At 66.7% G+C, this 14,392-nt stretch carries 9 protein-coding genes; 7 read left to right on the forward strand and 2 right to left on the reverse strand.

From position 1 onward, the window contains the following. Positions 1-49: 49 nt before the first annotated feature. Positions 50-1,180: a VIT1/CCC1 transporter family protein gene (locus tag NF551_RS03035; protein ID WP_227897584.1), complete on the reverse strand. Its 1,131-nt coding sequence runs from the start codon at positions 1,178-1,180 to the stop codon at positions 50-52. Between the two features lie 379 nt (positions 1,181-1,559). Here NF551_RS03035 and NF551_RS03040 point away from each other — a divergent pair, with 379 nt between their 5' ends. The 4 genes from NF551_RS03040 (at position 1,560) to NF551_RS03055 (ending at position 8,253) form a co-directional block, all read left to right on the forward strand. Further along, positions 1,560-3,266, forward strand: coding sequence for a long-chain-fatty-acid--CoA ligase (locus NF551_RS03040; RefSeq protein WP_231704722.1), 1,707 nt, complete (start codon positions 1,560-1,562; stop codon positions 3,264-3,266). Between the two features lie 19 nt (positions 3,267-3,285). Beyond that, positions 3,286-4,440 carry an AI-2E family transporter gene (locus NF551_RS03045; protein ID WP_227897586.1) on the forward strand — a complete coding sequence of 385 codons (1,155 nt, stop codon included), beginning with the start codon at positions 3,286-3,288 and terminating at the stop codon, positions 4,438-4,440. A gap of 194 nt (positions 4,441-4,634) precedes the next feature. Continuing rightward, on the forward strand, positions 4,635-5,213 hold the full coding sequence (locus NF551_RS03050; RefSeq protein WP_227897587.1) for a helix-turn-helix domain-containing protein: 579 nt from the start codon (positions 4,635-4,637) through the stop codon (positions 5,211-5,213). Between the two features lie 40 nt (positions 5,214-5,253). Then, entirely contained in the window at positions 5,254-8,253 is a 3,000-nt protein-coding gene (locus NF551_RS03055) for an alpha-mannosidase (protein ID WP_227897588.1), read from the forward strand. On the opposite strand, the gene NF551_RS03060 is transcribed toward NF551_RS03055, so the two are convergent. Next, complete coding sequence (locus NF551_RS03060) at positions 8,213-9,877, reverse strand: FAD-dependent monooxygenase (RefSeq protein ID WP_227897589.1); 1,665 nt, start codon at positions 9,875-9,877, stop codon at positions 8,213-8,215. The two genes, NF551_RS03055 and NF551_RS03060, sit on opposite strands and share 41 nt — an antisense overlap. A gap of 188 nt (positions 9,878-10,065) precedes the next feature. Between NF551_RS03060 and speB the strand changes: the two genes are divergently transcribed. The 3 genes from speB (at position 10,066) to NF551_RS03075 (ending at position 14,386) form a co-directional block, all read left to right on the forward strand. Further along, complete coding sequence (speB, locus tag NF551_RS03065; RefSeq protein WP_423722570.1) at positions 10,066-11,043, forward strand: agmatinase; 978 nt, start codon at positions 10,066-10,068, stop codon at positions 11,041-11,043. Further along, entirely contained in the window at positions 11,040-12,692 is a 1,653-nt protein-coding gene (locus NF551_RS03070; RefSeq protein WP_227897591.1) for a thiamine pyrophosphate-binding protein, read from the forward strand. Before speB ends, NF551_RS03070 begins: the two co-directional genes overlap by 4 nt. Before the next feature lie 113 nt (positions 12,693-12,805). Continuing rightward, positions 12,806-14,386 (forward strand): Na+/H+ antiporter, encoded by a 1,581-nt coding sequence (locus tag NF551_RS03075; RefSeq protein ID WP_227897592.1) that lies wholly within the window; start codon positions 12,806-12,808, stop codon positions 14,384-14,386. The last annotated feature ends 6 nt before the right edge of the window (positions 14,387-14,392 follow it).

Here is a 14,392-nt window from a genome sequence, read left to right on the forward strand (position 1 = left end):
GGCTCTTCTGACGCGTCAGAAGAGCCGCAACTGGCCCCTCGGTGGTTTCTTAGGCGGGGCCGGTGCCGAAGAGCAGGCCCAGTGCGTAGGTGACCGCGGCAGCACCCAGGCCGATGGCCAGCTGCCGCAGCCCCCGCTTCACCGGCGAGGCTCCGGAGAGCAGGCCCACCACCCCGCCGGTCAGCAGCAGGGCGATTCCCACCAGCGTGCAGGAGAGGACGACGGCGGAGAGCCCGCCCATGCCAAACAGGTACGGAAGCACGGGGATGATGGCGCCCGAGGCGAAGAAGCAGAAACTGGACAGGGCCGCGCCGATCCCGGTCCCGACGGACTCGTGGTCATCTCCGGCGGCTTCCTCCATCTTTTCCGGCCAAAGGGAAAGCGACGGATCGCAGTCGCAGGTGAAGAGCCCCATCCTCTCGGCGGCCCGGTGCTCTGCGGCTTCCCGGCTCATCCCGCGGGCACGGTAGACCAGGACGAGTTCGTTGGCGTCAATGTCCAGTGACTTTGCCGCCGACAGGGTTACCTGTGTGGGCCGGGAGGCTTCGAGCAGCTCGCGTTGGGAACGGACGGAGACGTATTCCCCGGCTCCCATCGACAGGGCGCCCGCCAGCAGCCCGGCAATTCCGCTGAAAAGGATGAACGTACTGGAAACCCCGGTGGCTCCAATGGCCATGACCAGTGCCAGGTTGGAGACCAGGCCGTCATTGGCACCGAAAACCGCTGCCCGGAAATTGCCGGACAGGCGTGTACGGCCCCGCGTCGCCAGGCCCCGGATTACCTCTTCGTGGATCTGTTCGTCGGCTGCCATGGCGCTGGTGGCTGAAGGATCGTCGCTGTAGGGGGAGCGGCCCTCGGCGCGCTGGGCAAGGGCCAGGACGAAGACTGAACCGAAGCGGCGGGCGAGCAGGCCCAGCATGCGGTTGCGCAGGGACGGGCGGGTGGGTTTGTCCGCCTCGTGGCCCAGCAGCTGGCGCCAGTGCTCTTCATGGCGGCGTTCAGCGTCGGCCAAGGCGAGGAGGATGTCCCGTTCTTCGCCCTGGCGGCGCTCAGCCAGATAGCGGTAGGTGGCTGCTTCAGCCTTCTCATCAGCCAGATACTGCCGCCATCGGCGACGCTCTGCCGCGGACGGTTCGCCACGGTCTGGGGGCTGGGGCCCGGAAGTCGGTGGGGTGCTCACTTATGCTCCTGCTCATGGCCGGAGCGGAAAAAGGGGCTCCGGCCAGCTGTCAAAAACCGGCCGAAGGTCTCGCTCGCCGGGTGCCGGGCACCGCGGTGGACTGCCGGGCTGCTGCTGCAGCCAGTATGTCGACAGGCCTCGATTTGAGCCGATTTCATTGCGCACGACGGCGAAACTAAAATTGGAACAAACCTGAGCTACTCCCCTTCGGTTCCCCAGTCTAGCGGAGGAGCCGGCGCACCCGCTGCGCAGTAAGGGAGAGGGAGATGCTGGTGCGTACACCCGCCAAAGCCGGGTTCCTTAACCTGGCTGTGAACCGGATAGAGTCAATGCCGTGAGCAAAGCTGTCAAAGGACTTTTCGAACATAACAGGCCCTGGATGCGCCACTATGCCGAAGGAGTGCCTACGGACCTTGTGCTCCCCAAGGGCTCCCTGGTGGACATGATTGAGGAATCCGTCAGCAAATACGGTTCGAAGCCGGCACTCCAGTTCTTCGGTGCCACAGTTTCCTACCGTGAGATGGGTGAACAGATCCGGCTGGCTGCAGCTGGCTTGAAGCGGCTGGGGGTGCGCCCCGGAGACCGGGTCGCGCTCGTGCTGCCGAACTGTCCGCAGCATGTCGTCGCGTTCTACGCGGTGCTCCGCCTCGGGGCGATCGTCGTCGAACACAATCCGCTGTACACGGACCGCGAGCTGCGGCACCTGTTCGAGGACCACGGTGCCACCGTGGCAATCGTCTGGGACAAGGCAGTCGACCGGATCCAGGGACTTCCGGCGGACATTCCCGTCCGGACCATCGTGTCGGTGGATCTGATCAGCGCCATGCCGCGCACCATGCGGCTGGCGCTGAGCCTTCCGATCCCCGCCGTCCGACGGAGCCGGAGCGCCCTGACCGCGGATAAGAAGCCGCGGAGCGCCGGACGGCCCGTCCTGGAATGGAAGAAATTCCTGGATAACCGCCCCCTGCCGCGGCGCCACCCGCGTCCGGCGGCCGGGGACCTTGCTGCGATCCAGTACACCTCCGGCACGACGGCTGACCCCAAGGGTGCCATGCTCACCCACGCGAACCTCATGGCTAATGCGGCCCAGGGACGGGCCTGGATTCCAGGGCTGCGCATGGGCAAGGAAACGGTTTATGGCGTCCTGCCGATGTTCCACGCCTACGGCCTGACGCTGAGCCTGACCTTCGCGATGAGCATTGGCGCGAAGCTTGTCCTTTTCCCGAAGTTCGACGTCGACCTGGTGCTGAAGGCTGCCAAGAAAACCCCGCCGACATTCCTGCCCGCGGTACCGCCCATTTATGACCGGATCGTGGAAGGTGCCGCCAAGGAGGGCGTCTCACTCAAGGGCGTCCGCTTCGCGATTTCCGGGGCCATGAACCTGCCTGTCGCCACAGTGGAAGCCTGGGAAAAGGCGACCGGCGGCTACCTGGTCGAGGGCTACGGCCTGACCGAGACCTCGCCTGTGGCACTGGGCAATCCCATGGGGCCGACCCGGAAAGCCGGAACCGTCGGAGTCCCTTTCCCGCTGACGGACATCAAGGTTGTCGACCCGGAAGACCCCACCAGGGAAAAGCACCGCGGCGAGGCCGGGGAACTGCTCATCCGTGGCCCGCAGGTCTTCCAGGGATATTGGAACAAGCCGGCCGAAACACGCGCGGCACTGCTCGACGGCGGCTGGTTCCGCACCGGTGATATCGTCTCGGTGGACGACGACGACTTTGTTACGGTCCGGGACCGGATCAAGGAACTGATTATCACCGGCGGCTTCAATGTCTCTCCCTCGGAAGTGGAAGAGGCACTGAAGCGCCACCCTGCGGTCGCTGAGGCGGCAGTTGTGGGCCTGACCCGCCGCGGTGGCGGGGAAGACGTGGTGGCCGCCGTGGTCGTCCGTCCCGATGCCGATTTTGACCCTGACAACCTGCGGACCTACGTACGTTCCGAGCTGGCGGCTTACAAGGTGCCGCGCCGGATCGTGCAGATCCCGGACCTTCCGCGGTCCTTGATCGGCAAGGTGCTCCGCCGCCACGTGCGGGAATCGCTCCAGCCCAAAGGAACCGGCGAAGACACCGGAACCACAACTTAGACGGGGGACCCAAGAATCCATGGATAGCGAGCCCGGCTCCAGGCCGAACACGACAGAGCCACGCAGGCAGCAGGGGTATTGGAGCGACGGCCTTGGCCACGCTGCCCTGCGCTCGGCGCAGGTCCTCCTGGTCCTCCTCCTGATCGCGGTAGCCGTCTTCGCCCTGAGGCAGGTGACCCTGGTGGTCATCCCCGTGCTGCTGGCACTGATCCTGGCAGCCGCGATCGCGCCCTTCGTGAACTGGCTGCGCCGCAAGGGCTGGCCGGGTGCGCTGGCGACGGGGACTTCTTTCCTGCTCCTGCTGGTTGTCTTCGGCGGACTCGTCACCGGGATCGTCTTCGCGGTCCGCAGCGAATGGCGCACCCTGGTGGACCAGGCAGTGGCAGGCTTCGACGAGCTCTACGCGCTCATCCAGAGCGGCCCCCTGGCCATTGATTCGGCCGTCATCGAGGACACCCGGGACGCGGTACTCGACTTCGCGACGTCGTCCACGGTGGGCAACGGCGCCCTGGCCGGGCTTTCGGCGGCAGGCTCCTTCGCCACCGGTTTTGTACTCATGGCTGTCGTGCTGTTCTTCTTCCTCAAGGACGGCGACAAGATCTGGACCTTCATCCTGCGCTGGTTCAGCGCAGAGAGCCGGCAGAAGGCTGACCTCTCCGGAGCCCGCACCTTGGAGGTCCTTGGCAATTACGTGCGGGGGACCGCCATCGTGGCGGCAGTCGACGCTGTCTGCATCGGCGCGGCCCTGTTCTTCCTTGGCGTGCCGCTGGCACTGCCGCTTGCCGTGATCGTCTTCGTCGGCGCCTTCATCCCGCTGGTGGGTGCGACGGCTGCAGGTGTCCTGGCAGCGCTGATCGCCCTGGTGGCGAACGGGCCGTTCGTGGCACTGATCGTCATCATCGTGATCATTGCGGTGAACCAGCTCGAGGGGAACTTCCTCCAGCCGGTGGTGATGGGCAAGACCCTGAGCATCCATGCCCTGGTGATCCTGCTGGCGCTGACCGCCGGAACCATCCTGGCCGGCATCATCGGAGCCATCCTGTCGGTGCCGATCGCGGCTGTCGGATGGGCAGTCATCAAGGTCTGGATCGGCGAGGATACCGGCGACCCGGCCGAGGTGCCCGAAGCGGCGGCCACCCGCGAAGACGAGCTGCAGCAGGGGACCGAGCCCTAAAAAGAGCACCGGGGCCGGACGGGCAGGGGATGAACCGTCCGGACCCGGTGCAGCACTGGGGCCGGGGTAAACCGGCGGGGGATAAGGGAAACTTATGTTTACCTGTACGCTAGTGCGCAGCCCAGCAACCGTCAATTAGGCCGAAACGCAAGGGTAAAGCACCGTCTTATCCGCAAAAAAAGGATCTCCCGTTCATGAAGGCTTTGTCGGTTGAACCCAGCAACGCACCGTTGGCTATTGGTTCCCGGATCAGGACTGCACGCCAGGCCAGGCACCTCACGATCGAACAGGTGGCGGATTCGACCGGCCTGACCAAGGGATTCCTCAGCCGGGTGGAAAGAGACCTGACGTCGCCCTCCGTGGCGTCCCTGGTGACGTTGTGCCAGGTGCTGTCCATCTCCATCGGCGACCTTTTTATGCCACCCGAAACCACGCTGGTCCGCTGGCCGGAAGCTCCCGGCATCAACCTGGGCGGGGACGGCATCAACGAGCGGCTCGTAACGCCCCGCACTGAACGCCGGGTCCAGGTGATCCGGTCGGAAATCGTCCCCGGCGGCTCCGGGGAAGCGGAACTGTATTCCGTGGACTGTGACGTCGAGGTGCTGCACGTGGCCGCGGGACGGCTGGACCTGGTCTTCACGACCGAAACCATGTCCCTGACGGCCGGGGACACGGTGACCTTTCCGGGCAAGGAGCCGCACTCCTGGCGTAATCCCGATGACGCGGCTCCCGCCGTCGTGATCTGGACCCTGGTCAGTCCCGGCACGGCCTAGCCCCCTACCAATCCCCGGGGCCGGCGCGCACAGTGGGCGCATGCACCAGGACCGCGAACTCACCGAACGCCGCATCGCCCGTTTCCTGGCCCAGCGCCTGACCCCCTCGATCTGGACCGCGCCCGTCCCGCTCCATGCCCAGGCGTGGGACTGTCCCGGCGAGCCGGTTAGCTTTGCGGAGGCAGCCGCGCAGGACTATCGGCCGTTTCCACCCGGCAGCCCGTGGGGAAGGCCCTGGCAGACGACGTGGCTCAGGCTCACCGGGTCCGTCCCGGCCGCTCCGGACGGATTTACTGCCGAAGCCGTGATTGATCTGGGGTTCAGCACCGATATGCCCGGTTTCCAGGCGGAGGGCCTCGTCTACTCGGCGGACGGAACCGTCCTGAAGGCCCTGGAGTCCACCAACATGGCCGTACCGCTGACGGGCCCGGCCGGGTCAGACGTGACGCTTTTTGTCGAAGCTGCCGCCACCCCCAACGTGATCGGCAGCTTCAGTTTCCTGCCGACCCCGCTGGGAGACCGGGAAACCGCGGGGACGGAGCCGCTCTATCTCTTCCGCCGGGCGGACACAGCGCTGCTGGACCGCCAGGTCTGGAACCTTGCCCAGGACTTCGCCGTGCTCTGGGGCCTGATGCACGAGCTCCCCATGGACTCACCCCGCCGGCACAACCTGCTGCGCGCGCTGGCGGAAGCCGTCAATGCCGTGGTCCCGGACGACGTGCACAACAGTGCTGCAGCAGCCCGGCGCATCCTGGAACCGGCACTGTCCGCGCCGGCGGCGGCCAGCGCCCACCGCGTGCACGCCGTCGGGCACGCCCACATTGACAGCGCCTGGCTGTGGCCCGTGCGTGAAACCCGGCGCAAGGTCGCGAGGACCTTTGCCAATGTCCTCGCGCTGATGGAGACGGACCCGGACTTTGTGTTCACGGCGTCCTCGGCGCAGCAGTACGCCTGGCTGCTGGAGGACCACCCGCAGCTCTTTGCCCGGGTGGCAGAGCGCGTTGCAGAGGGACGGTTCGTGCCCGCCGGCGGTATGTGGGTGGAGGCGGACACCAACCTGCCCTCGGGGGAGTCACTGGTGCGGCAGTTCACCTTCGGGAAGCGTTTCTTCATGGAGAACTTCGGGGTTGAACCCCTGGACGTCTGGCTGCCGGATTCGTTCGGGTATTCGGGGGCCCTGCCGCAGATCGTCCGGTCCGCGGGATCCCGCTGGTTCCTCACCCAGAAACTGAGCTGGAACGAATCCGACGTGATGCCGCACCATACGTTCCTGTGGGAAGGCATCGACGGGACACGGGTGTTCACGCATTTCCCTCCGGTGGACACCTACAACTCCGCCCTGACCGGCCAGGAACTGGCCCGGGCCGAACGGCAGTTTCGGGAAAAAGGCGCAACGAACCTTTCCCTGGTGCCCTACGGCTGGGGCGACGGCGGCGGCGGTCCAACGCGCGAAATGCTGGCTGCCGCGCACCGCACGGCGTCGCTGGAAGGATCTCCCCGCGTTCAGCTGTCCAGTCCGCGCACGTTCTTTGAAGAAGCCGAGGCCGACTACGCAGACCCACCGGTCTGGTCCGGCGAAATGTACCTGCAGTTCCACCGCGGAACCTACACGTCCCAGGCCCGGACCAAGCGCGGAAACCGGCGCAGCGAGTCAGTGCTGCGCGAAGCCGAACTGTGGGCAGCGACCGCCGCCGTCCGCACTGCGGCGCCGTACCCCTACGAGGAACTGGAGGAGGCGTGGAAGACGGTGCTCCTGGGACAGTTCCACGACATCCTGCCGGGTTCCTCGATTGCCTGGGTGTATCAGGACATCGAACAGGCCTATGAACGCACCGCAGCGGCGCTGGAAACCATCATCGGCCAAGCCCAGCGGGAGCTGGCCGGCAGCGGCGGCAGCACGCTGGTCTTCAACGCCGCACCGATACCGCTCCAGGGTGTCGCACCGCTTGCGGCTGAATCCGCTGCGTTGCCGCCCGTGCCGGGCCGCTTGACAGAGCTAGACGGCGGCGGCTGGGAACTCTCCTCCGAGCACCTGAGCGTGCGCATCGACCCCTCAGGCGCAATGACGTCCCTTCGGGCTGCCCAGGGGCGGGAACTGCTGCTGCCGGGCCACCCGGGGAATGTGTTCCAGCTCTTCCGGGACACTCCCAACCAGTGGGACGCCTGGGACATCGACGCGGCAGATCGGAGAAGCGCCGCTGCCCTCCTGATGCCGGACTCGGTGGAAGCCGGGGATGGGAGTCTCACTGCCACGTACGTTTTCGGAGTATCACGGCTGCAGGAGCGGGTGTGCCTGAGTCCGGACGGCCGGTCGGTTGACCTGGTGGTAACCGTCGACTGGCACGAGCGGCAGAAACTGCTCAAGCTGGCGTTTCCGGTGGGGGTGCTGGCCGACCGGGCTGCCTCGGAGATCCAGTTTGGCCACATCCAGCGGCCCACCCACGCCAACACCTCCTGGGACCACGCACGTTTCGAAACACCGGCGCACCGCTGGGTGCACGTGGGGGAGGACGGGGAGGGGATCTCCCTGGCGAATGACTCAACCTACGGCTATGACATCACCCGCACCGGGAACCGCGACGCCGGCACCGGAACGCTGGTTCGCGCTTCGCTCCTGCGCGCTCCGCTCTTCCCCGACCCCGGTGCGGACCAGGGCGGGCACGTGTTCCGTTTCTCGCTGCGTCCGGAGGCCGCCGTGGCCGACGCCGTGGCCGAGGGGTACCGGCTGAACCTTCCGCCAAGGACCGTCTCCGGGTGCGCCTCCACTCAGGTGCCCCCGGTTGTGTCCCTGAGTCCCGCCGGCGTTCTGGCCGAAGCCGTGAAGCTGGCCGATGACCGCAGCGGCGACGTGGTGCTGCGGCTCTACGAATCACTCGGCAGGCACACCGCTGCGTTCCTGGAACCGGGGTTCGAGGTCCGGGACGCTGCCCTCACCGATCTGCTGGAACGCCCGGCGGGCGAGGCCCCGGCCCGGAACGGGCGCGGATACGTCCTGGACTTCAGGCCGTTCGAAGTGAAGACTCTTCGCTTGTCCCGGTGAGCCGCCCCAGATAGCCCAGTGCACCGTTGATGTCGGTTCCGGAGGAACGGAATCCGATGTAGCCGTCGGGGCGCACCACGATGATCTCGGGGCGGCGGGCGGAGAGTCCCAGCCGTTCAAACGCCAGCCCGCTGGTGTCCTGGATGATGCCCGGACCGCCGGGAGTCAGGCGGCTGCCAACCACCAGCCGGTGCACGCTGAGCAGGCCGTCAACGGCCGGGAGTGCGGCATGGAACTGCTGCGGGGTGTCCTCAGGCCATCCGGGGCCGGTGAGCAGGACGTGGAAACCGGGGGAAGACACCAGGTCCTGGAGCCTGCGCTCGTGCTCCTGGTAGGTCACGGCGGCGTCCGGCAGCCGGTCCCCGGGGCGCGGCCCTGACGCCAGGACGGCAGGCAGCCGGTTCCCTCCGGTCTCGGAGAGATCGCTGCCACGATAGTGGATGCCCAGCTGGGACATGGTGCGGAAAGCCCGGCTTCGCAGGCGCTCGCTTGCTGCGGCAACGGGAGCCAGAGCGGGAAGCAGTTTGGTGCGCGGGAGCTTCTTCACACCGTTGCGGGTAGTGGCGAGTTTGAAGAGCCGGTCGGTGAACCCGACAATCTCCCGCGCTACCGGACGCCGCTCGGCGTCGTAGCTGTCAATCAGCTCATCGCTGGCCAGGCCGCGTGCACCCAGGGCGAGCTTCCACCCGAGGTTCAGTGCGTCCTGGATCCCGGTGTTCATGCCCTGGCCGCCGATGGGGGAGTGCACGTGGGCCGCGTCTCCGGCCAGGAAGACCGATCCCCACTGGAAATACTCGGCCATCTGGTGGGAGAGCCTGAAGGTGCTCATCCAGTGCGGATCCCGCAGCTTCAGCGTTCCGCCGGAGAACTTGTCGGCGGTTTCCTGCAGGCTTGAGAGCGTGGTCTCGCTTGTGTCGCCCTTGTCCTTGAGGCTGATCATCCGCCAGGACGCGGGCGAACCAAGCGGGAAAAGCACCATAAAACCGTCGTCGGTGGGGTAGGCGTGTACGGCGGAGGGTTCCGCGCCGTCGATCTCCAGGTCCGCCAGGACAAAGGAATCTTCGTAGCCCGAACCGCGGAAATCCATTCCGGCGCGGCGGCGGACGGCGCTTCCCACGCCGTCGGCCCCGACAACGTAGCGGGCCCGGATACGGTCGATCCCGCGGTCCTGGCGCTGGACGCGTGCTTCCATGCCGGCAAAGGGATCCTGGGGGTCCAGACGGTCGAGCTCCAGCAGTTCGGCGCCGCGTTCCACGCGTACGCCGCGGCTGGCGAGGTAGGACGTGAGGATGTTTTCCGTGTCCGACTGGGGCAGGAAAAGCAGCTGCTGGTAGGCGGAGTCTTCAACGCCGGCGTCGAAGAGGCCGATGGACACAGTGTCTTCAGGAAGGTGCAGGTGGAGCTGCGTGGCCGCGTTGCCGCGGCGGACCATGGCATCGCTGACGCCGAAGGGCCGCAGCGCCTCCAGCGTGCGCGGCTGCACGGCAAGCGCCTTGGATTGGGTGGACGGGGCTTGCCTGCGGTCAATGATCCGGAAGCTCGTGCCGTAGGTGGCCAGCTGGGCCGCCAGCGCGAGTCCGGTTGGTCCGGCGCCCACGATCAGGACATCGACGTCGTAGTTCATTCCATTATTCTTCGCACTCGGTTCCGTGTCCGCCATAGTCACAGCCTAGTCTTGACGCCGAGAGCTGTTCCACTTTAGCGTGGCGATAAACATTTGATGCATATTGGATAACTTTTGCCGGTTCGGCCGATAGCATCAAGGTAAGCGCCGTTCCGGCACCGAAGCAGATGAACCGGGAGATATACCTAGTGGACAAGCCAAACACCCAGCCCCGCGTCAACGCCAACGGCAAGGTTGGACCGATTGATGCCGCGCAGGTGCCGCGTTATGCAGGTGCCGCGACGTACGCGCGCCTGCCCCGGCTGGACCAGGTGGACCACGCAGACGTCGCCGTCGTGGGCGTTCCGTTCGACACCGGCGTCTCCTACCGGCCCGGCGCCCGGTTCGGCGGAAACCATATTCGTGAAGCCTCCCGCCTGCTGCGCCCCTACAACCCGGCCCAGGACACCTCGCCGTTCGAAAACCTCCAGGTCGCAGACGCCGGTGACCTCGCCGTGAACCCGTTCAACATCAACGAGGCGATCGAGACCATCCAGGCCGGTGCCCTGGACCTGACCGAGGGCGGTACCAAGCTGCTGACCCTGGGCGGGGACCACACCATCGCCCTGCCGCTGCTGCGCGCCGCGGCCGAGCGGGCAGGGGAGCCGGTGGCCATGCTGCACTTCGATGCGCACCTGGACACCTGGGACACCTACTTTGGTGCCGAGTACACCCACGGCACCCCCTTCCGCCGTGCGGTGGAGGAAGGGATCCTGGATACCGAGGCGATCTCCCACGTCGGTACCCGCGGCCCGCTGTACGGCAAGAAGGACCTGGAGGATGACAAACGCTTCGGCTTTGGCATCGTCACCAGTTCCGACGTCTTCCGCCAGGGCGTGGATGAAGTCGTCGCCAAGCTCCGGGACCGGATCGGAAACCGCCCGCTGTACATTTCGGTGGACATCGATGTGCTTGACCCCGCCCATGCCCCGGGTACCGGAACACCGGAAGCCGGCGGCATGACCAGCCGCGAACTGCTGGAAATCCTGCGCGGCATGCGCGGTATGAACCTCATCGGAGCCGACGTGGTGGAAGTGGCTCCGGCCTACGACCACGCGGATATCACCGCCGTCGCCGCCTCGCACGTAGCCTATGACCTGATCACCCTGATGGGCCTCACCTCATGACCGGGGCAGCGGACGGCGCAGTACGCAACGGCGGGGACCTCGTCGTCGAGACCCTGGAAGCCCTGGGCGCCACCACGGTGTTCGGGATCCCCGGCCAGCACGCGCTGGGCCTGTTCGATGCCCTCTCCCGCTCCACGCTGGAGTTTGTCTCCTCCCGCGTGGAAAACAACGCAGCGTTCGCTGCCGACGGCTTTTCCCGCGCCACGGGCAAGGTGGGCGTACTGTTCCTGTCCACCGGCCCCGGAGCGCTCACCTCGCTGGCGGGCCTGCAGGAGGCCTATGCGACAGGCGTTCCCATGGTCGTCGTCGCCAGCCAGATCCCGATTGAAGGCCTGGGAGCGCGGCGGCGGGGCATGCTGCACCAGCTCGATGACCAGAAAGCCTCGGCAGCGAACGTCACCAAGAGCCAGCGCCTGATCCAGCACGCCTCGGGCATCCCGTCGGCCATCCAGGATGCCTGGACCGAAGCGATTTCCGCGCCCATGGGACCGGTCTGGATCGAGGTTCCGCAGAACGTCCTGCTCGGCCCGGTCATGGTGCCGGCTGTTGAAGACGCACTCGCGGAGCCGTTCGACAACCCGCCGCGCAGCGAGCTGGTCACCGAAGCGGTGAAGTGGCTCAGCACGGCCCGGCGTCCGGCCATCATTGCCGGCGGCGGCACACGCCGCGGCCACGGCGAAGAGCATCTGCTTTCGATTGCGGAGAAGCTGCGTGCCCCGGTCATTTGCACGCCCGGCGGCAAGGGCGCCTTCCCCTGGGCCCATCCGCTGTCTCTGCAGTCCTGGATCGAGGACCGCTGGGCCACGGACGTCCTCGAAGAGGCAGACGTCCTCGTTGTGATCGGATCCTCCCTGGGGGAAATCACCTCCAACTACTTCACGTTCGCGCCGCGCGGCCGGATCATCCAGATCGACGCCGAACCCCGGGTCCTGGAATCCAACGGTCCGGCACTGGGTATCCGGGCGGATGCCGGACAGGCGCTGGCAGCGCTCGACGCCGCACTTCCGGTCCCGGAGCAGGCGCCGGAATGGCACGGCCAGTCCCCCGAAGAGCTGGTCGGGGATACCTTGAACCGGATTGCCGCCCGGCTGGACGCCCAGGACCTGGCTCCGGAACGCACGTTCATGGCAGATATCCGCGCTGCGGTCCCGGCTGGGATGCAGACGTTCTGGGATATGACCATTGCGGCGTACTGGGCCTGGAGTTGCTGGGATGCCAAATCCGGCCAGTTCCATTCGGCCCAGGGTGCCGGCGGCCTGGGCTTCGGCTACCCGGGAGCGCTCGGTGCGGCCGTCGGGACCCGGGACAGGGTGCTTGCCGTCTCCGGTGACGGCTCGGCCATGTACTCCATTGCCGAGCTGGCGACCGCCCGGCAGCATGACCTGCCGGTCACTTGGCTGATCGTGGACGACGGCGGCTATGGAGTGCTGCGCGAATACATGGTTGACGCGTTCGGCAAGGCTACGGCCACCGAGCTGGCCGGTCCGGACTTCGTCCGCCTGGCAGAGTCCTTTGGAATCCCGGCGAGGCGCGCCGATCCGGGGAACGTAAGGCAGGCACTCGAAGAATCCTTCGCCGAAGAAGGGCCCAACGTGGTGGTGGTGGAAACCGTCCTGCGGCTCTTCGCCCCCACGCACCTGGTGCCCTAGTATCCAGCAGCCTTCCAGCTGCCTGCGATAAAGTTATCTCAGGCAACTAAGTGGAGGTGTCCGGTGAACATTGTTCCCAGGCGGCAGAACGCTGCCCTTGGAGGGCCCAGCGCATGGAATTCCTGATCCTGCTGATCGGACTGCTGTTCGGCACGGTGCTGGTGGTAGGCATCGGAGAGCGCATCCGGCTGCCGTACCCGGTGCTGATGCTGATCTTCTCCGCGCTCTTCGCGTTCCTGCCGATGATTCCGGAGATCCACATCGACCCGGAACTGATCCTGCCGCTGTTCCTGCCGCCATTGCTCTACGCGGCTGCCCAGCGGAGCTCGTGGTCTGTGTTCCGGCTGCGCTGGCGCTCGCTCATCCTGCTGGCAGTGGCCCTGGTTGCCGTAACTGTTGCCGTGGTGGCCGGGGTTTCCTGGGCGCTGGTTCCGGCCCTGGGCCTGCCGGCTGCCATTGCCCTGGGGGCGATTGCCGCCCCGCCGGATCCGGTGGCGGTGGAAGCCGTCGCCGGCAAGGTGAACATGCCCCGCCGGCTGATCACCGTGCTGCAGACCGAGGGACTGTTCAACGACGCGATCGCAATCGTCATTTTCCAGGCCGCCGTCGCCGCGGCAGTCAGCGGCGGCGAAGTTGGCTGGTCGATCATTCCCAAGTTCCTCATCGGTGCCGCCGGCGCCGTGGTCCTTGGCCTGGCCATGGGATGGCTGGTGGGCGCGCTCAACCGGTTTGTGCCGAACCTGGTGGCACGGTCCGCCGTGACGCTGGTGGCACCCTACGCGGTCTACATCCTGGCGGAGGAGATGCATTTCTCCGGTGTGGTCGCCGTGGTGGTGACCGCCCTGGAGCTCGGCCGCCGTGCCCGTCCCCAGGACTCGGAGGAACGGCTCACGCGCACAGCCTTCTGGGACGTCGTAGAGCTGCTCACCACCGGCGTGGCCTTCGGGCTGGTGGGCATCGAGATGCGGTACGTCATCGAGGACGAAGGCCGCGAAATCTTCAGCTTCATCCCGGGCGTCGCTGCCGTCTGCGCCGCGGTGATCCTGGTCCGCTTCCTCTGGATGTACGGGCTCTACCGGTTCGGCAGCACCGAACGGCTCCGCCGCGTACCCGGCTCCATGAAGGAAGTCCTGGTCCTCTCCTGGTGCGGCATGCGCGGTCTGGCAACGCTGGCGCTGGCGCTGGCGCTGCCTGCAACCACGCTGGCGGGTGAGGCCCTGCCCGGCCGGAACTTCATGATCGTCACAGCCGGAGCTGTCCTGCTGGTCACCCTGGTGCTGCCCGGTCTGACCCTGCCGTGGCTGATGCGCCGCCTGTTGCTGCCCAGCGACCACGGCGCGGTTGCCAAGCAGGAACGGGAACTGGCGCGGCGGGCCGAGCGGGTGGCCATGGAAACCATGAAACGCTCGACGGCGGCGGACAAGCTGCCGCCGGAGCGCCGCGCGGCACTGGCCCGCCGGATGTCCTCCCTGCACTCCATCCTTGAGCGCGACTCGGAATCGGATCCGCAGAAGATGCTGCAGCTCAAAGCCACGCTGGAAGTCATGGACATGGTCCAGCGCGAGGCCCTGGCCGCGGCCCGGAAGGAAGTACTTGCTGCTCGCCGGCAGTCCGGCATGGACCCTGAGGCCGTGGACCGGGTGCTGCGGCGCCTGGACCTGCGGACCGTGACCCTGGACCGCGGAGGCCACTAGGTGTCC

This window comes from Arthrobacter caoxuetaonis, from assembly GCF_023921125.1.
Lineage (GTDB): Bacteria > Actinomycetota > Actinomycetes > Actinomycetales > Micrococcaceae > Arthrobacter_B > Arthrobacter_B caoxuetaonis.

Excerpts from the sequence above, each read along its gene's own strand:
- NF551_RS03075 (WP_227897592.1), top strand. The coding sequence starts at position 12,806 with ATGGAATTCCTGATCCTGCTGATCGGACTGCTGTTCGGCACGGTGCTG.
- NF551_RS03060 (WP_227897589.1), bottom strand. The coding sequence starts at position 9,877 with ATGAACTACGACGTCGATGTCCTGATCGTGGGCGCCGGACCAACCGGA.
- NF551_RS03045 (WP_227897586.1), top strand. The coding sequence starts at position 3,286 with ATGGATAGCGAGCCCGGCTCCAGGCCGAACACGACAGAGCCACGCAGG.
- NF551_RS03050 (WP_227897587.1), top strand. The coding sequence starts at position 4,635 with ATGAAGGCTTTGTCGGTTGAACCCAGCAACGCACCGTTGGCTATTGGT.
- NF551_RS03055 (WP_227897588.1), top strand. The coding sequence starts at position 5,254 with ATGCACCAGGACCGCGAACTCACCGAACGCCGCATCGCCCGTTTCCTG.
- NF551_RS03040 (WP_231704722.1), top strand. The coding sequence starts at position 1,560 with ATGCGCCACTATGCCGAAGGAGTGCCTACGGACCTTGTGCTCCCCAAG.
- NF551_RS03070 (WP_227897591.1), top strand. The coding sequence starts at position 11,040 with ATGACCGGGGCAGCGGACGGCGCAGTACGCAACGGCGGGGACCTCGTC.